The 19,033-nt window shown below is 41.4% G+C and carries 11 protein-coding genes and 3 pseudogenes; 2 read left to right on the forward strand and 12 right to left on the reverse strand.

Features of this window, described 5'->3' with window-relative positions:
- Position 1: 1 nt before the first annotated feature.
- The gene (locus RS130_RS15490; protein ID WP_316026670.1) at positions 2-2,314 is read right to left on the reverse strand and encodes a TonB-dependent receptor plug domain-containing protein; all 2,313 of its coding nucleotides are present in this window, start codon (positions 2,312-2,314) and stop codon (positions 2-4) included.
- 545 nt (positions 2,315-2,859) lie between these two features.
- On the opposite strand from RS130_RS15490, the gene RS130_RS15495 reads away from it, so the two are divergent.
- A complete protein-coding gene (locus RS130_RS15495; protein WP_316026671.1) occupies positions 2,860-3,729 on the forward strand; it encodes a 3-keto-disaccharide hydrolase in 870 nt (289 codons plus the stop codon).
- 52 nt (positions 3,730-3,781) lie between these two features.
- Here the strand turns inward: RS130_RS15495 and RS130_RS15500 are convergent, their stop codons facing one another.
- From RS130_RS15500 to RS130_RS15540, 8 genes and pseudogenes are all read right to left on the reverse strand, one after another.
- On the reverse strand, positions 3,782-4,522 hold the full coding sequence (locus RS130_RS15500; protein WP_316026672.1) for a DUF4982 domain-containing protein: 741 nt from the start codon (positions 4,520-4,522) through the stop codon (positions 3,782-3,784).
- Between the two features lie 52 nt (positions 4,523-4,574).
- Complete coding sequence (locus RS130_RS15505) at positions 4,575-4,745, reverse strand: hypothetical protein (RefSeq protein ID WP_316026673.1); 171 nt, start codon at positions 4,743-4,745, stop codon at positions 4,575-4,577.
- 125 nt (positions 4,746-4,870) lie between these two features.
- Positions 4,871-6,385: a glycoside hydrolase family 2 TIM barrel-domain containing protein gene (locus RS130_RS15510; RefSeq protein WP_316026674.1), complete on the reverse strand. Its 1,515-nt coding sequence runs from the start codon at positions 6,383-6,385 to the stop codon at positions 4,871-4,873.
- Between the two features lie 15 nt (positions 6,386-6,400).
- Positions 6,401-7,806, reverse strand: a pseudogene (locus tag RS130_RS15520) (DUF1501 domain-containing protein).
- Positions 7,770-11,015 carry a DUF1553 domain-containing protein gene (locus tag RS130_RS15525; protein ID WP_316026677.1) on the reverse strand — a complete coding sequence of 1,082 codons (3,246 nt, stop codon included), beginning with the start codon at positions 11,013-11,015 and terminating at the stop codon, positions 7,770-7,772. Before RS130_RS15525 ends, RS130_RS15520 begins: the two are co-directional and overlap by 37 nt.
- Positions 11,015-12,106, reverse strand: a pseudogene (locus tag RS130_RS15530) (NHL repeat-containing protein). The gene RS130_RS15525 and the pseudogene RS130_RS15530 overlap by 1 nt, the downstream one beginning before the upstream one ends.
- Before the next feature lie 660 nt (positions 12,107-12,766).
- Positions 12,767-13,045: a c-type cytochrome domain-containing protein gene (locus RS130_RS15535; protein ID WP_316026678.1), complete on the reverse strand. Its 279-nt coding sequence runs from the start codon at positions 13,043-13,045 to the stop codon at positions 12,767-12,769.
- Positions 13,046-13,080: 35 nt separating this feature from the next.
- Positions 13,081-13,566 carry a DUF2231 domain-containing protein gene (locus RS130_RS15540; RefSeq protein ID WP_316026679.1) on the reverse strand — a complete coding sequence of 162 codons (486 nt, stop codon included), beginning with the start codon at positions 13,564-13,566 and terminating at the stop codon, positions 13,081-13,083.
- A gap of 62 nt (positions 13,567-13,628) precedes the next feature.
- On the opposite strand from RS130_RS15540, the gene RS130_RS15545 reads away from it, so the two are divergent.
- Positions 13,629-14,555, forward strand: coding sequence for an AraC family transcriptional regulator (locus tag RS130_RS15545; protein WP_316026680.1), 927 nt, complete (start codon positions 13,629-13,631; stop codon positions 14,553-14,555).
- Between the two features lie 336 nt (positions 14,556-14,891).
- On the opposite strand, the pseudogene RS130_RS15550 reads toward RS130_RS15545, so the two are convergent.
- From RS130_RS15550 to RS130_RS15560, 3 genes and pseudogenes are all read right to left on the reverse strand, one after another.
- A pseudogene (locus RS130_RS15550) lies at positions 14,892-16,446 on the reverse strand (sulfatase family protein).
- Positions 16,447-16,455: 9 nt separating this feature from the next.
- Positions 16,456-18,303 (reverse strand): arylsulfatase, encoded by a 1,848-nt coding sequence (locus RS130_RS15555; protein WP_316026681.1) that lies wholly within the window; start codon positions 18,301-18,303, stop codon positions 16,456-16,458.
- 66 nt (positions 18,304-18,369) lie between these two features.
- A complete protein-coding gene (locus RS130_RS15560; RefSeq protein WP_316026682.1) occupies positions 18,370-18,999 on the reverse strand; it encodes a beta-galactosidase small subunit in 630 nt (209 codons plus the stop codon).
- Positions 19,000-19,033: the final 34 nt, after the last annotated feature.

Genomic DNA, 19,033 nt, shown 5'->3' on the forward strand with positions numbered 1-19,033 from the left:
ATTACTGGTGTATAAACCATGGTGACTCTATAGGCACGCCATTGGCATCATAAGTGGTGGCGAATGAACCATCGTTTGTCCAGTTATCTGGATTTGCACCTCCACCCCCAGCACCGTTACCCCAATCGTATCTTAGATTAGGATCGTAACAGGCAATGGGAGCTTCCCAAGGTTCATACAATAAAGCGTCATTTGTTCCGACATTGGTATGTGGTGCACATGCCGTGGCATTTTCATTCCATAACTGCTTCTTATAAATTAAATCATAGGGGACCGAAATACCGTGAGTATTCGAGTAATTTACCGAAGAATAGCCAAAAGAGCTGTTCTCAGTTTTTACGTAACGTAAACCGACATTACCCGTTAAACGTGAATCAAAATATTCAAAGTTAAATTTCAAGTAAGCAGACACGTTGTCTTGTTCAAGATCACGGTCGCCATTGTTATTGTGTTGGGCTTCAATATTGGGAATAGCAAACATTTCGGCAATGGCCTTGTCTGGATCCAGAATTCCCCAGCCATTAAAATAATCCGTATTGTATTCAGAATCTTTCGGGACTAAGCCGCCCATGAAGTCATTAACTGGAATACCTTGCCCGGCCAATACATCAACTAAGTTGATATCTGAAGCTCCAACACCGTTGATCGTATTACCCCGTTCATCGAATACTATATCTTCAGCACTAGAGAAGCTTTGGTAATCGGTATATACCACCTTACGACGATTAGATACCTTACCGCCAAATTCTATTTTTGTAATACCGGCAAAATCAACCGCATAGTCAAAATCTAAAAATAACGATTTATTGGTATCGTCAGATGTTTCATTGTACTGAGCGATGTAGCCTAAGTGATGACCGTGAATGTCATATGGACTAAATCCAGTAGTGCCGATATTGTCATTACCATTTGCATTGCCCTGAGGTACAAAACTTAAGTTGCTATCTCCGGTCACTAAAATACATTCACCGGTAGTACAATCCCATCCAACGGGTTGTAGTTCACTGGCGGGAACATCAAGCAAATTGTTATTACTATTTGTTGATTTCCAGTTGGCGGTACCGATGCTAGCATTAGGCGTGGTGACGTAGTCGGTTTTAGAGTAGCCCGCGGTCAACTCCATACTTAAATCGTCTGTGATAGCATGGTTAATTTTTAGAGTAAGTACTTTATTTTCTGTTTCATTTCCGCCAACACCACGAAATAAACTACCACTTCCAAAACGATTTAACGTTTTGGTAAGAGTGTGTGACTCCTCATCAACTGTCCACCAGTCTGACTGAGGGTCATCGATTAAGTTACCTTTGGTATCTAAATTTGGCTTGCTAACGCTAATTCGATGAGTATCACTTTCGTAGCTCGCCTTTGAGTAACTTAAGTCCAACTGGACATCTGTGTCGTCACCAGCTAGCCATTGAATGCCAACCGTTCCTGTTGTTCTCTCTCGATAATTTAACCCTGTACTATAACTTCGACCATCGGCCATTAAGGCTTTTTGCGACTCTGTCGTTGGCAATCCCGTTTGTTGAGATGTGGCACCACCAGCTGGAATATCAACAACTTGATAGGGCGCTAACCAACTGCCACCTAAACTATCGGTACGTGAGTGCGAGGTTTCTTTTGACACTGTGGTAATAATACCAACCGTTTCATCTAAGAATTTCTGTGAGAATGAACCGGCAATTTTGCTATCGTTCTTTTCTGCGTAATCGTTATAGCGACCTTGAATTTCTAGAGAGCGAATATCTTCATTCACATTTAAAGGTTTGACGGTACGTAAAATTACGTTTGCGCCGAGAGAGCCCTCATCATGATCAGCTGCAGCGGTTTTTATGACATTAATTGATGATAAAATATCGGACGAAAATGAACTTAAATCTACCGATTGGTCAGATTGGCCACTACCACCGCCGCCACCGTTGAGGCTAGAAGTTAGGGCTACGCCGTTCAGTGATATTTGATTCAAACTAGAGTTGGCCCCGCGGACTGATATGCGTGTTCCTTCACCATCTGACTCTTGCACCGTGACGCCTGTGATACGTGAAAGTGCATCTGCTATATTTTGGTCGGTTGACTTTCCTATATCTTCCGCAAATATAGAGTCTTGTACGCCATCAGAGAGCCTTTTGGCGTTAATAGAACGCATTACGCTGCCTCTATAACCCTTTACTTGAATGACTTCGAGTTCAGCATCTTCTTTGTTTTTGTTCGCTTCATCTTCTTTATCTTGAGCAAGTGCAAAATTTGCACTACCAGCAAAAAGGATCGGCATCATAGTTAGCACGATTGGCTTTAATTTAAACCTTGCTGACATACTGTGTTCTCCTAGCATTAACTAATATGATGGTTAATGTCTGTTAAGTTCTTAATTAACACTAATTAACTTATCGTTGGGTGTGTTTGTTAATTTGGTGTCGCCCTTATAAATTATATATAAAATGTTATTTTTATATGCTGGCAATACTAGGCTTAGGTTAACAATATGTAAAGAGTCTATATTTGTGTAAATATGATTTTATTTAAGGGTTTGTCATTCATTTTATTTAGCTTAGGGATTGAATGGATGGTTGGGGTTACGTAACTTGTTGTTATTATTTATTTTAATTTATATTTCTTGGCTTGATTGTGTTTTGTTTACATTTAACCGTATTCACAAATATGATAAAAAAATACTATCAGAAGTCTGTGTTGAGTGTTTTTTACAAATATTAAATATGAAATAGGCCGAATCTAAAAAGTTTAAACATGTTTATTAACGTTAATTTTAATTAATTAACATTTTGCCGTGCATTCTCTGTATGCATTTATGCTGAGTATCGATATACTTTGCACCTCTGTTAAATAACTGCATATAAACTTATGGATTTACATATTAAAAATATAGCTATTTTAGGCTTGTCATCCCTATTCGTATTGTCTTGCCAATCTACGACTGAAACTAGTAGTAACTTAACCAATGAATGGACTGTTTTATTAGATAAAAACCTCAGTCAGTGGGAGTTATGGATGGGCATTCCACATGAGTCTGTAAAAAACTTACCTAATGGTACGGTGACTAAGAAAAACTTAAATGTGCACGGGGATCCTAGTAATGCGATGGGGTTAAACAACGACGTCAAAAATGTGTTTAGTGTGATTGAACAAAATGGGCAGCCAGTTTTGCATATTAGCGGTGAAATTTATGGTGGATTAACAACGTTAAAAGAGTTTGAAAATTATCACTTAAGCATGCAAGTTAAGTGGGGCGAGAAAAAATGGGCTCCGCGATTAAATGCTAAACGCGACTCTGGTGTACTATTTCATTGTAAAGGCGACCACGGCGCTTTCTGGAAAGTGTGGAAAGCGTGTCAAGAAATGCAAATCCAAGAAAAAGATTTTGGTGACTATATACCATTAGCAGGGCCAAGTGGCGTGATTCGAACAGCTACCCAAGGCGGAAAACAAACTTACGATCCACAGGGACAATATTTATCTAAAGTGACTGGTTATAGTCATGCTTCCCATGAACCTGATTATCCTAATGGTCAGTGGAATCAAGTAGACTTGTATGCCGTAGGCGATAAAGCTGTTTTTTCAATAAATAGTGAAGTGGTAATGGTGATTGAACAGTCGAAAGATAAGAACGGCTTACCACTTACTTCTGGTCAATTACAAATTCAGTCAGAAGGTGCGGAAATTTTCTACCGCGATATAAAAATTAAAGCACTTAGCAGCCTACCAGTACTTTGACCACTACTACCACAGGCTGAATAATCACAGCCTGTGGTTTTGAGTCTGAACCTTATTCTATTGTTATCGCAAGGGTTGAACTTATTTTGCCATTCAAAGACGCGCTAATCTGAGCTTGTCCAAGCAGATCTTTACTTTGTACAATTAATAAAGCTCGCCCTTGAACCGTGGTGATAGTATTCGTTTGATGTTTCTGAATATTATCAGATGCACCATTATCCACTCCTAAACGTGTGAGGGCACCATTAATAGTAAATTCAATACTTTTGTTGTGATGATAAACAGGGTTACCATTTTTATCTATAAGTTGTGCAGTCACGTGAGCCACGTCGTACCTGTTCGCAGATAAGCTGTTTTTATCTACATTTAATTGAATACTGACAGGCTCACCTGCTGTATCTAAGCTAGTGGTTATTTGTGAATCCAACGCTTTGGCAGTAAGGGTACCAGCAGAATAGGGCACAGACCATTTGAGAATATGGTCGGGGTTGTCTTGCAAATACTGTACACCCAGAGAGCTGTCATTTAAAAACAGTTCTACTCCTTGTTGGTTCGTATACACCTCGACCACAATATTTTGCTTAGGTGGGTAGTTCCAATGTTTGTTTATGGGTCGCCAACCCCATTTGGCCCGTTTCCAATTCCCAGTCTCTTTCTCTACAACTTGTCCCTCGAGTACGGTATAGACTGATTCTGCCAGAGGTTGGGTGGAGATATAGATATGCGGCTCTTCACTCCAAATGGTTTTCATCATGTGATAGCTGGGCTTGGTAAAGCCTGCTAAATCCAACATCCCTGAATCACTGCCTTTAGTAGGCCAATCACCATTTGATTCGCCAAGATAGTTAATGCCAGTCCAGACGAATATGCCAAGGAATATAGGGTTTATCTAAGATCGATTGCCATTCATGCCACTGTACCCAGTTTTCAGTGCCAAGGATCATTTTTTCTGGGTAGTGGTTGTGACCTAACTCGTAAATAGATTGGCGGTAGCTATAACCAATGATATCTAGCACATCTGCATAGCCTGAAATGTGACTAACGGAAGGTGTAACTAAATTAGCGGTGACCGGGCGAGTCGTATCAACTTCTCGGGTCCACTTGGCTAAATTCGCAGCTGTTTTGGCTAATTCCGCTCCTTTTACGGCAGAGTCATTAAAACGTTTTTCGATTTCTTCTTGAGAGTAGGGGGCACATCCCAGTAATAATTATGTTTGCCTGAATTACGTTTATCCCAATAACCAGTCGCTTGGGTATATCTTGGATAGGTCCATTCAACTTCGTTACCAATACTCCATTGAAAGATAGACGGATGGTTACGATCGCGCAGCAACATAGCTTTGATGTCGCGCTCAGCCCACTGACCGAAATATTGACTGTAACTTTCGGTAATGTAGTCTACTTCGCCACTTTGATTAAAATTTTTGCGCTTGTCTTTAGGGTTATCCCATTCGTCAAATGCTTCAGCTTGAACTAAAAATCCCATTTCATCGCATAAGTCTAAAAACTCAGTCGATGCTGGGTTGTGCGCAGTGCGAATGGCATTCACGCCGGCGTCTTTCAAGGTTTGTAGTCTACGTTTCCAAACACCTTTAGGTACGGCAGAGCCAACTAAACCCCCGTCATGATGAATGTTAACTCCCTTTATTTTGGTAGGTTTGCCGTTTATGAAAAAACCTTTTTGAGGATCGTTATTAAAGTAGCGCAAACCGGTGGTGACGGTATTGCTGTCTATTCGTTTATTGTTCTCAATTAGACTGGTGACAACCGAATATAGAATAGGTGAGTCTGGACTCCATAGTTGCGGATGGTTAATGTTCAGTGTTTGACTGACTTTTGTATGAGTAGTGGTGGGTACAGTGATTGTTTTTTCAGTTTTTGCTATGGTCTTGCCAGTATTATCTTTTAGCTCAGTTAAAACCACTAATTCCTTATCACCAAATGAATCATTTTGAACGGTTGTTGCAATTAACACTGTGGCTTGTGATGTGTCTACTTTGGGGGTTGTAACATAACTTCCCCAAATAGGAATGTGGGTTTTGTGGGTGCTAATTAACTTAACATTTCGATAAATACCAGAGCCTGTATACCAACGAGAGTCTACATATCGAGAGTGATCAACATACACGGCAATAAGGTTTTCTTGACCATTAGTATGTAAGTAAGGAGTGAGATCATAGTGAAAAGCGCTATACCCATAGGGCCTTTCACCTAACAAATGACCATTTATCCAAACCTTTGAATGGTTATAAACACCATCAAATAATATCTGGGTCTTTCTTTGGCTGACGGAGACTTCATCGCCGGTATGAGAAACTGGAGTATTGAACCTTTTACGATACCACCCCTTACCGTCAGGCAAGTACCCAGTAGCACCAGCAGTGTTAATTTGGCTATACTCTGCTTCTATGCTCCAATCATGTGGCAGTCGAATATCCCGCCATTGACTATCGTCAAAATCCTCACTGTAGACTAACGCTTCTTTTTCGAGACTCTCTGCTAATGAAAATTTCCAACCAAAATTGAAATCAATTTCTTGTCGTTGAGTCATTTCAGTGGTGTTTCCATTGCGGCTAGTTGGCTCTTGATCGGTATTGGTGCAACTCATACCGATCAAGGTCGTTACCACTAACAAACCTTTGGTAAAATTAAGCAATTTTTAATCCTATATTTACGATAAAATATCTTTTACGACATGGCCATGTACGTCTGTTAATCTGAAGCGTCTGCCTTGGTACTTATAAGTCAACTGTTCATGATTAATACCCATTAGATGCAGCAGGGTGGCTTGGAAATCATGCACGTGTACCGGATCTTTTATGATGTTGTAGCCAAATTCATCAGTTTCACCGTAAACACTGGTTTGACGCCAGCCCCCGCCATCCACATGGTAAAACAATAAGGATGATGGTCTCGGCCATAGCCTTTTTCCGTCAGTTTGCCTTGTGAGTAGTTGGTGCGACCAAATTCGCCTCCCCAAACCACTAGGGTGTCGTCTAACAAGCCCCTTTGTTTTAGATCTTGGACTAAAGCAGCAGATGCCTGATCGGTGTTTTTACACTGTTTTTTGATCCCCTCAGGTAAGCTATCGTGTTGATCCCAGCGCTGGTGATACAACTGTGTAAATTTCACATTTCGTTCAGCTAAGCGTCTGGCTAATAAGCAGTTTGCTGCGTAGGTGCCAGGGATCCTAGAATCGGGCCCATACATGTCAAACACCCAGTCGGGTTCGTCCGACATATCAGTGGCGTCGGGTATAGATGCTTGCATACGTTCAGCCATATCATATTGCGCAACCCGAGATTGGATCTCTTGGTCTTGCCATTGTTGATATTGCAAGTCTTGTAGATTTTTAAAGTGTTTAAATAACTCTCTCCTAGACGCGGTAGAAACCCCCTGAGGGTTATTTAAATACAGCACTGGCTCAGCACCGCCTCTAAACTGCACACCTTGGTGAATTGAGGGTAAAAAGCCATTGCCCCACAATCTTGCGTATAAAGGTTGGCCACCTCCATTGCTGGATACCATTACGATGAAAGGGGGTAGGTTGGGATTGTCTGAGCCTAAGGCGTAGTTTACCCAAGCCCCAATGCTTGGCCGACCAGCAATAGGAAAACCTGTTTGTAAAAAAGTAATCGCTGGGTCGTGGTTAATTGCATCTGTATGCATAGAGCGAACAATACACAAATCGTCAACTATTTTAGCTGTGTGGGGCAATAACTCACTGACCCACGCTCCAGACTCTCCATATTGTTTAAAGTCATATACACTTCGCGCCAAGGGGAAAGAGCTTTGTTGCGCACTCATACCAGTTAAGACCTGTTCACCGCGCACTTCTGCAGGTAACTCTTGGCCGTGTCTTTTGTCTAGGGTGGGTTTATAGTCAAAGGTCTCAAGCTGAGACGGTCCGCCACTTTGAAACAAATATATAACTCGTTTAGCCTTTGCTTGAATGTGCGGACTGCCGAGCAGTCCACTTAAATCTTTCGCTTGTTGTGCCATGGCTAGATTAGGCATGCCGGTAGCCAAAGCGCCGGCGCCTAATAAACTGTGACGTAAAAAGTTTCTGCGATCCATAATTTATCCTCTACCTTTTTAATCACGGCTGCGTCGTGGTTCATTAAAATGTTAGTAACCGATGTTAATGCTGCAAGTTCTGCCGTGTTTTGCTGGGCACTTACTTTAGTGTCTCCTATATCTAATAGCTCAGCGACTTGCTGAGGGCTATCAGTAAAATCGGTCAACGTCTGCTGATACATCTGTTCAATAATGGTTAATTCTGCATCTGAAGGAATTCGGCTAGTTATCTTCCGATAAGCTTGGCTTAAAATTTCTGTTGGTGAATCAAATTGACGCATTAGTTTTGCCGAAAGTACCTTCGATGCCTCTATAATTTGAGGGTCATTTAACAGCGCTAATGCTTGTAAAGGGGTGCTTGTCTCTTGCCTTGTACCCACACTATAACTTCTAGATGGTGCGTCAAATGCCATCAAGTTGGGGGGCGGTGCACTACGCTTATAAATGGTGTACATACTGCGACGATATAGGTCTTCACCATCACCACGTTCATATGTTTTGTTGTTCATTTTCCAAATGTCTTTTGGTTGATAAGGTCTAACACTTTCACCGCCAATTTTATCCACTAACAAATCACTAGCGGCTAATGCGTTATCACGGATCATCTCGGCGGTTAAGCGACCACTTGGTCCACGAGCATACAATCGATTTTCAGGATCACTTTCGTTTAACTGTTCAGTTGTTTTTGACGATTGTTGGTAGGTAGCAGAAGACACCATTAGTTTAATAATGTGTTTTACATCCCAACCAGACTCAACAAACTCAACTGCTAACCAATCTAATAGTAAGGGGTGGGTGGGTAGCTCTCCCTGATTTCCAAAATCTTCCGGCGTCCTAACCAAACCAGTCCCAAATACTAGTTGCCAATACCGGTTAACTATGACTCTTGAAACTAGAGGATGTTTTGGAGCCGTTAGCCATTTTGCTAGGCCGATTCTATTTTTTGGCCAATCAGGATCGAAGGGGTAAAAGCGCTCTGGCACGCCCGGTGATACCTTTTCACCATGGTTTGCATAGCCACCTCTTTCTAGCACATAGGCTTGCCTTGGCTGTTCCATTTCTTGCATAACCATGATTTCTTGAAACTGTTCAATCATCTGATTCTGTTGATGACGCAATGTTTGCAATTGATTGCTGGTGTTGATGTAGTCCTTATTGACCGTTTTATTAAATACAGCTAATAGGGCTTCCATAGATGCAGTAACGGGTTGCTCAGATTGGGCATTATGCATTTCGATTGCGGTTAAATCTCGATCGTATACCTTAAAGTTATCAACTAACACGTTTGGCAAGCCTTTGCTGCGCCATCTGGCGCCAATTTTGATGCCCATTTCTTCTTTTACTGACGTTCTGGTGTGTTCAATATCTTTGTACAAATTATCTCTTTCGACATCCGTTTGGGCTAATTCGCCATTGATATATAATTTCAGGCCGGCGGCTGTAGATGAGCCGTCATAGGTGATCGCGACATTGGTCCATTGCTCTCGAGCAACAGGCTCTCGAGCGTCGATTTTTATGGCATTATAGGGGTAGCTATGGGCAAAACGTACCATCCAATGACCGTCTTCTATGCCTAAATCAAAGCCCTTAAAGTTATATAAGATCCCAGCTTTGTTATAGTGAACCAACACACCATCTTCTGTATCAGTTGGAATTTTCACATCTATGCTTAAACTGAATGGTTTAGCTCGGTGATAACCATTTAACGTTGGGAAAAATAATATGTCATCACCGTTAAGCTTTATCGCGCTTCTATTGCTATCTTGAATATGTACGAGTTTCGGGCCAGTTTTCTTTTTCGGTTTACCACCAAACATAACTTTGCCTGAAGATTTCTTGTCGACCTTATTATGAAGCGTTTTTGTGCTGTCCTTTGAGCTGAAATCAAAGTGCGCGATCAAAGCATCTTTGCCCTTGTTGGTTACTTTGCCTTCATTTTTGTCAAGCCATTGCTTAAATTCAGCGTTAACGGTTTTGAATGAGCGTAAGCTATTTTCTAGCTCGGCGACTTGAGCAGTAAGCTGTTCAGTTGTTTGTTTTTGTTCTGCCGTGGGTAACATTAATGTGGGGACAGGCATATCGTTAGGATCGTATGATATTTGACCCGACTCATCCAAGTTATTGAAAAAAGCAAAAGTAGAATAGTAGTCTTTAGCGCTGATAGGGTCGTACTTATGGTCATGACATTGGGCGCAATGCATGGTCATACCTAATAGGCCTGTACCTATGGTTTGTACCCGGTCTTTTACATATTCAACTCTGAACTCTTCATTGACTATGCCACCTTCACCATTTTGTGCATGGACACGATTAAAGGCCGTGGCTAAAATTTGTTGTTCAGTAGCATTAGGCAATAAGTCTCCTGCTACTTGCCACGTGATGAATTCATCAAAAGGACGATTTTGGTTAAATGATTCAATTACCCAATCTCTATAGGGAGACATATCACGATAATAATCTGTACTGTAACCATGGGTATCAGCATAACGAGCCACGTCTAACCATTCGGTGGCCAGTCTTTCACCAAAGGCAGGTGAGGCCATTAACTCATCAATCAGCTTAGGCGTTGCGTCTTTGCTGTTGTTACTGAGATAATTATCTAGCTGCTCTGTGCTAGGCGGAAGGCCAGTCAAATCAAAACTTAGGCGTCTTATCAGACTTTCTTTATCTGCTTGACTATTAGGTTGAAGATTTTTGTCTTCAATCTTCTTACCAATAAAATGGTCTATTTCATTGTTTGCCCATTCGACTGCTTTCAGAGTAGGTGGCGTTACTTTTACTGGCGAGATTAACGCCCAATGTTTTTTATATTCAGCCCCTTGATCAATCCACTTTTTAATAATGGCTTTATCCCTTGCAGACAAGGTCAAGTGAGCATTAGGTGGCGGCATGATTATATTTTCATCATCAGACATGATGCGCTGAAAAGCTTCACTGCCTTCTGCATTGCCAGGGATTAATGCGGCCACACCATTATCGGTAATATGTGTAGTGGCGTCATCAAAGTTAGATAAGGTTAAACCCGCTTTAGCATTTGATTTATCGGGACCATGACACAGATAACAGGTGTCAGATAATATTGGTTTAACATGGTAGTTAAAATCTACGACTTCAGGTAGCGGCTCTGCAAAGTTTTGCTCTTGTTCTTGACCACAAGCGGTTAACAGTACAGTTGCAGAAATTAGGCTCAATAGATAACGGGGTTTCATTACACTCGCTCCAGTTTTATTGGGTAACACTGGTTAGCATTCCATTGACCCACATACAGATTTTCATCGTCATCTACACACACAGCATGACAATGATTAAACACATCGTAAGTGGATTGCATGGGCTGTAATTGCCCATTTTTATATACAGGCGGTGTACCACCAGGATTAGACACGACTTTATTATTTTTATCTAAAATGGTGATAAATCCTGAATTTGGCGTCATTTTATTATCGATATGTGACCAGCAAACAGGGGCGTAAAAGTTATCGCCTTTAAATATCGGGCCGCCTACGTATGCGCCTTGGCAAGTCGATGGCACCGAGTAATTGTCCCTCTAGGCTGTACTTTTTGATTTGACGCTCAGCTCGAGAACTGACTAATAAATGATGATTATTAGGATCTCGAGTATCTACGCCAATACCGTGAGTATTCTTAAGATTCAAGTTTTTGTCTTGGTTGCTATGGCCCCCCCAATGGCGAATATATTTTCCATTGTGGTCGTAATGAATAACAAAATCAGAACCATAGCCATCTGTAACATATAAGTCACCATTCGGTGCAATGCATATATCGGTAGGCTGATAACGCATTTCTGGGCGATAGATACCTAAGGTGACAGGGTGACCAATGGTATAAACGAGTTTGCCATCTAGAGTCAGTTTAGCTATGAAGCCACTTTGTCTGTACCATTTATTTTTCCATTGGTTGTCGGGGCGATTTCTATCAAGTACCCATCCACAATCGACAATGTAAATAAAATCTTCGCCATTTTCTCTAGACAATTTAACGGAATGCGCGCCAGGATATTGGGTGCCCCAAGCATCAATCAATTTGCCGTCTTGGTTGTAAATAATAAAGTTATTCACGTCGCTATCCGTCACCATTACTACGCGGCCTTTTGAATCAAAATCTAAACCATGGCAGTTTTCTACTGGTACTTTGCTTGGATCTAAGTTGCCCCACAGCATATTCACCTTGTATCTAAAGTCGCCATGACCAACAATTTTACCGTGGGCTTCTCGGCCTGCTTTGGGTAATGGCTTTTTTCGGGTTCGTGGGCTTTGGACGAACTTGCCATACCTGCCATCAATAGCGTGGCACCTAAACTGCTAGATTTTTGCAAAAAACTACGTTTGCTTTGATTGATTTGTTCCATCATTTAGGCCTTTTTTTCTTTGGTGTTAGTGGGGATGGGAGCAATTCCTTGAATGTGTATTGGCGACACTTTGGAAAATTCCTTGATTTTTTCAGCGGTGATTTTAGTTTCACCTACGTATACTTTCTCAAGCGAGTTAAAAGTCGCCAGTATATCCAGAGTGGAGTTATCTATATTGGTTTTGTATAGGTTTAAATAATTCAGTTTAGGCAAAGAAGACAAATGCCGTAACCCGTTACTGCTGATGCTGTTGTGTTCGAGTCTTAACTTTATTAGGTTGTGCAGCTTGGCAATCTCGACTAACTGTTGGTCGGTTACCTGTAGGTGCTACGTAAATTCAACGATACAACATGCTGTTTTACATTCAATAAAGCCTCAATAGCTTGTGCCGTTAGAGGCTGTCGTTTAACAGACAAATCTAAATCAAGATAATGGTTAGTTTGCGATAACGACTTTATAATAAAACCGCTACTAACCAAGGCCTGCTCTTGAGCGAGTGAAATAGGCGCAATGCTCGGCAGGTCAAAACTATTGCTGCTAAGGCCAAATAATTGAGCCAGTACCTGCTTGTCTTTTTTGCTAAGGGTAAACTCAGTGACTTTGCCAGTTGTGGGAGCACCAGCCTGGATCCACCAGTGCTATGGCTTTAGTTTGCTCATCGCTTAAAGGTGTTTTACCTTCTGCGGGCATAAACCCTTTTTGCTCATGAGCCATTGTAATGCGCTGATACAGTTCACTTTGGTTTAAGTTGTTGGCGACAATGGCTTTGCCTGATTTTCCACCTTTGACTAAGCCTTCAATGCTGCTTAAATTGAGTTTTCCCTTTTGCTTACTATCATTGTGACAACTCACGCAGCGACGTTCTAACATAGGCTGGATGACATCTAAATATACATCGGCTTGTTCTAAGGACGTGATTTTAGCGCGGGGGCTTTGTGTGCTTCAAAGCCTAGTGTGGTGCGCACTATGTTAGGCGCATGATCCACTAGATAGGTTTCACCATGGGTCATGTTGGCTCCGTAATGGCCTGTACTAAACAATAAGAATAGTTGACCAATAGACAGCACCCAGATCACTATTCTAATCTGTTGTTTAACAAAGGTGAAATAAACGAAGGCAATGCTTGCGGTTACTGCAGTGAGTATGCCAAATGTGCGATGAATAAATACCGCATCAGCCGTATAGCCTTCACCTTGAGATAACAGCCATCCTAAAATGCATGCCGCAACAGCAGATACCGCTCCCCAAAACCAAATGACGTTCAGTAGTGGGTTACGGGGTGTTTTTTTGCTAGCAGTATAGATTTCGAGTAAAGCTGAAAGCATTAATATTCCAACAGGAAGATGCAGTACTAAAACATGAAAGCGACCAAAAAATTGAATAATGTCCATAACAACTTACTTTAATTTATGATTGTTAAATATGTTAAAGACTATTTAACAATTAAGGTATAGTGAAATTTGATTATGTTTTGTGTATTATTGATTTTTATCCACTAAGTGATTATAAAATTATGAATCCAGATAAATATGAAACAGGCTCCGGTGGTTTTGTTTGGGAAAACTTAATGCCGGATGAAGTCTTTAGCCATACCCAATTTCATGTCTATGCGGCATTTAGTATGCAGATGGGGGAAGAATGGGCCGGTAGTGAATTTATAAATCACTATAATCGCTTGTACTACGTAAGATCTGGCGAAGGCGTTTTACAATTTAAAGATAAAAAAATAACCCTAAAAGCTGGGCATATGTATTTAATTCCGGCTTATCAATTGGTATCCCATTATTGTATAGGTAAAATTGATTTTACTTGGGTTCATTTTCAAGCACGTATCGATGCCGGATTAGATCTTTTTATGTTATATGGCGAGGCGCTGAGTTTAGATTGTAATCTATTACCACATATTGAAAACGACTTTTTAGCGTTAGTTGAATTATGCAAATCAGACAGTCCTCGTTCAACGTTTTCTCGAACTAAGTTACTGTTGTCACTATTAGATCCAGCCATGGAAGCCTTTGAAAAATCTAATGAAGGATTACATTCGTTTCGTCATCAGTCGTTGTTACCCGCCTTAACGATGATTAATGAAAACGTAGTAAATGCGCCAGACGTAAAAGAAATGGCAGAAGCGGCAAATTTCACCCCTGAACATTTTTCTCGAAAGTTTAAAGCAGCTTTTAACATTTCTCCTAAGCGGTACATCTTGCAAAAAAGAATCGCTTTGGCAAAACAGAAACTGTTGTTGGCCAACGTCAACGTAGAACAAATTGCCGAGCAATGTGGGTTTTGCGATATCTTTTATTTTTCTAGAGTGTTTAAGCAAGAAATTGGCTTATCACCAAGTGCTTTTCGAAAAGAGTATTTGTTAGCAAACAAGTAAAGCTAGGTAACCTGGATTCTGGATAAGAAGTATCGTTTGAGCTAAGCACTCGTTTACGCTAAGTAATATTCATATCATTCGATGGCTTAATTAATTTTCGTCTTGATAACCAGCGTTTTTAGCGCTGTATTCTCGGTATTTGAAAGGGAATAATCATTGCTTCATATCGACGCCCTGTTCTAAAACCGCTGGACAGGTTCAAAGAGGCCACTTATCAATGTGGACTGGTTTTATTTAATGAAATGAGTATTCATCCCAATCAACGATAGTTAATAATCGGTATCAACTAAAAACGCCAGCAAGTAGCTGGCGTTTGAATTAGTGGAGCAGGGGGCACTAACGTTTGTTTCTATTAACTATGGTATCAATAATCTTTCTATGTTTGGCCACCATGTCAGGATTGTTAGCGGCTAAGTTATGTTGCTCTGCTATATCATTGGGTAAATAATATAATTGATCTGTATTTTGAAAGCCGCCTTCAATATTCTTGTTGTCTCTTATCCAGTCATTAGTGCCTTTTGCAGGGGTGATGTACTTCCAATCACCTACGCGAACAGAAAGAGTATACGACTCTTCGACTAACTGTTTACGGCCGACGTTGGTTTCGCCGAACCATGCTGAAGTGTGAATTTCACTGTCGATAGCTTCGTCGTCGGCCATGGGAATATCGAGCATATTTGCGATTGAAGCGTACACATCAATTTGGCTTATTAGTGCGTCACTGACACCTGGTTTTACTCTATTCGGGTAGTGAACAATAGTGGGCATGCGTGTACCTGCCTCATAAGCGCTATATTTTCCACCTCTAAATGGTCCTGCTGGTTTGTGGTCGCCCAATAATTGCATTGCCTCATCATCGTATCCATCGGTTAGCACTGGACCATTGTCACTGGTAAAAATAATCAAAGTGTTTTCAAATATACCTTGAGACTTTAGTTCCTCTATCACCTGACCTGTAATCCAATCCATTTGTGCAATCGCATCACCGCGTACACCCATGCTGCTTTTACCTATAAAACGTTCATTAGGAAGTCTGGGTACATGAATGTCGTGAAATGAAAAGAACAAGAAGAATGGATTGTTTTTGTTCTCAGCAATAAAATGGTTCGCTTTGTTGGTAAAAACTTTATAGAACTCTTCGTCTTTCCATTCAGCTGACTGACCACCTTGCATGTAACCAATACGGCTGATGCCATTAATGATGGTATCTGCGTGTTGGTTGTCGGCTTGTTGCCTTAATAATGTTGGGTTTTCTCGGCCGACTGGTCGACTACCTATTTTTTTTACATAGCTGACCCGTAAAGGATCATCTGCCGATAAGTTTTGCACCCTATGGTTCTCTAAGTAAACTGTGGGTACACGATCGCCTGTGGCCGGTAGTAAATAGCTATAGTCAAAACCAATTTCCAAAGGACCATAGCTTAACATCTTTATTCCAATCGATAGGTTTACTACCGTCACCAAGACCCAAATGCCACTTACCAACAACAGCCGTTTTATAGCCTACTTTTTTAACTAATGACGCCAACGTTGGTTGGCCTGGATCAATCAGCATTTTTGCGTCGCCTTCAAGCACTTTAGCTTTTTTACGAAATGCATGTTCGCCGGTTAATAACGAATACCTAGAAGGCGTACATGTGGCGGCTGAACTGTGAGCATCGGTAAAGCGAATGCCGTTTTCTGCTAATGCGTCTACGTTTGGTGTATTAACACCTTTACCGCCATATACACCTAAATCTCCGTAGCCTAAATCATCTACATAAAATATAACGATATTAGGTTTGTCTAAATGTTGGTTGTGCGAAGCCGTTTCGCTTGCAGTGTTATTGCAGGCGGTCAAAATAGCACTGGTAATGAGTGCTAGTAACGGTGCTTTGATTAAATTATTCATTGGTATCCCTTAACGTTTTTCTACATACACATAGAATGCAGCTTTTTCTTTCGATTGTCCTGTTTCATCGTCGGTAAACCAGGCCGTCAGTTTTTGTTTACCCGCGGATAGCGGCAGGTCTATTTTACAATGCGACGAGCGTAACCAGACTCTTTCAATGTAGCGTTTTCCATTCGCGTCTACGACACAATATTTTTTCTGCACAGGGGTGCCAGCTGGAATATCGTGATAGTAGGGGCGGACTTGATACTCACCACTGACTTCTACATCAACATACCAAGGCAAAGCCTGAAAGTCTTCCTCTCGAGTTAACCAATGGGGGTAGTCTCTTTCGTCCGCCGTTCCTTGATGACCGATAAACCAAGGCACGCCTTGTTCGTTTTTTATTTCCATCCAATCCATCGCGTTTAAGCGAACTGGGTTTTCAGCAGGATTACCAATAGCAATATACGAATCGAGGAAACCATCTTTACTGGCATCATCCCACCATGCTTGCCTTTGTTTTCTTAACTCAGCAGCAATATCCCGGTGTTGGGATATCACATTCTGCATTTGGCTTGGGTCAGTGCTTAAATTGTACAGCTGCTCTTTACCGTTTTGTGATAACAGACGCCATTCGTTTTTCGCCACTACCACTGGGCGTTCCGGGCTGGGGATAGAGACCCGCTGATTAGTAATCACAATACTTCTGTCAGCCAAACTGCTATCACTTCCTTCAGTGATTAGGGTTCTAAGACTTTTGCCATCTATGTCATCTGGAAACTCAGACACACCAGCAAAATCTAGTAGTGTAGGCATCACGTCGTAGTGGGCAGTTAAAGTAGAATAATCACCCTTTTTAAGATTGCCGTTTGGATAAGAAATATAGAAAGGGACTCTGTGTCCCCCTTCAAATGTACTGGCTTTGTAGCCTCGTAAACCGCCATTGGGTAGCCAATTGGGATGATCCTGCTTTAACTGCTGGTGTAACTTTGTAATGTTATTGTTGTTGTCGGTAGGATGATAAGAACTGCCATTGTCGGTCATGAAAATAAAGATGGTGTTATCTTCTTCACCTGTTGTACGAATGGCCTGACGCAATTTTTTTACTTGTCCATCAATGTGGGTGATCATGCCATAAAAACTTGCCATGCCACGATTTAAGCCTTTGGCTAAATACGGCTTAATGAACGCTTCTGGTGCTCGGTAGGGACCATGTGGTGCATTCAATGCTATATACGCGAAATACGGTTTATCTTTGGGTTGAGTGATATATTTAATCGCTTCATCAAACCAAATAGTGGTGGCATAACCGTCGAATTTCTCAGGCTCGCCATTACGATAATACGTGTCATTAAACTGGGTATTGCCCCAGTAGTCTGGAGTTTGACCCACCCCTCCACCACCGTGAATTAGGACATGATTAAAGCCTTGCTCCTGCGGACGGTAAGGGTAGTTATCGCCTAAATGCCACTTACCAAATATAGCCGTGTCGTAACCATCTTGTTGAAGTTTTTCTGCTAAAGTTTCATGTTTGGGACTTAGTAAATACCGCACCATAACGGTATGCCATACACCAGCTTTAAGTGAATTTTTACCCGTTAGTAGTGCAGCCCTAGTGGGTGAACAAGTAGGGTCAACATGAAAATTTGATAGACGAACGCTTTGCTCTGCCAGTGCATCAATTGTTGGGGTTTGTATAATTGGATTGTGGTTTATACCTAAATCGCCAAACCCTTGGTCGTCAGTCATGACGATGACGATGTTTGGCTTTTTGCTTACAAGGTCGCTTGTTTGTGCTTGGTCAGGTAAGGCACACGCCGTTAATAAATTGACAATGGTCAGAGCAAGCAGTGTTGGTAAACTAATCTTTATCATAAGTTTTGCTACCTGCCTAAGTTGAAGCAGGTAATCCTAGTTTGAGTCATATTAATTGGATGAGGGTTATTTTACCGAAAGTGTAAAGCTATATTGGTAATTACCCGCTGGTACTTTGTATTTATCAATAGGGGCCGCTTTGGGGCTCCAACTGTCAATACCACCAATTCCCGCTTGAATTAAATCGATATTAACGGTGTTAAAGTTATTTTCGATTAAGTCATAAGTGTGGGCACTGCTGTCAACGTTTTCTGCCGTCCAAGGCCACACTGACATGCTTAAGGCTTGTTTGCCATCTACTTTAAAGGCGACACCTTGAGGATTGCTTAACGACAACCAATCTATATCGGTGCGGTTAGCACTTTCTTGCGGGCGCACATATTGATAGGCAAAGCTATCAACCGTGCCAGAATATAGTCCTAAGTCGGCGCCTTGGTTTCTGTCACTATAGTTTTCAAACGGACCACGACCATAGAAAGACATATCTGCAAAATTAGCGTCGATACCAGTTGTCATGCCAACTCTAAGTAGCGAAGGCAATGATTTATCCGCATCTAGGGCCATACTGACTTCAACATCACCATTTGCCTGAATGGTGTAATGGGTCGTGACTTTTACTTTACTTGTATGGCTGTGCACCGTTTTAATCGTTACGGGCTTTGATCCATTGTCAATTTCAAAATTGACAAGTTTCATAGACTCAGATGCTGCTTTCCAAATAGCCATGTTG

It is taken from the genome of Paraglaciecola aquimarina (genome assembly GCF_032464635.1).
GTDB classification, from domain to species: domain Bacteria; phylum Pseudomonadota; class Gammaproteobacteria; order Enterobacterales; family Alteromonadaceae; genus Paraglaciecola; species Paraglaciecola aquimarina.

What these genes read in the sequence shown, in the direction of transcription:
- RS130_RS15490 (WP_316026670.1), bottom strand. Translation starts at nt 2,314, where the DNA reads ATGTCAGCAAGGTTTAAATTAAAGCCAATCGTGCTAACTATGATGCCG.
- RS130_RS15495 (WP_316026671.1), top strand. Translation starts at nt 2,860, where the DNA reads ATGGATTTACATATTAAAAATATAGCTATTTTAGGCTTGTCATCCCTA.
- RS130_RS15500 (WP_316026672.1), bottom strand. Translation starts at nt 4,522, where the DNA reads ATGTTGGATTTAGCAGGCTTTACCAAGCCCAGCTATCACATGATGAAA.
- RS130_RS15525 (WP_316026677.1), bottom strand. Translation starts at nt 11,015, where the DNA reads ATGAAACCCCGTTATCTATTGAGCCTAATTTCTGCAACTGTACTGTTA.
- RS130_RS15535 (WP_316026678.1), bottom strand. Translation starts at nt 13,045, where the DNA reads ATGTTAGAACGTCGCTGCGTGAGTTGTCACAATGATAGTAAGCAAAAG.
- RS130_RS15540 (WP_316026679.1), bottom strand. Translation starts at nt 13,566, where the DNA reads ATGGACATTATTCAATTTTTTGGTCGCTTTCATGTTTTAGTACTGCAT.
- RS130_RS15555 (WP_316026681.1), bottom strand. Translation starts at nt 18,303, where the DNA reads ATGATAAAGATTAGTTTACCAACACTGCTTGCTCTGACCATTGTCAAT.
- RS130_RS15560 (WP_316026682.1), bottom strand. Translation starts at nt 18,999, where the DNA reads ATGAAACTTGTCAATTTTGAAATTGACAATGGATCAAAGCCCGTAACG.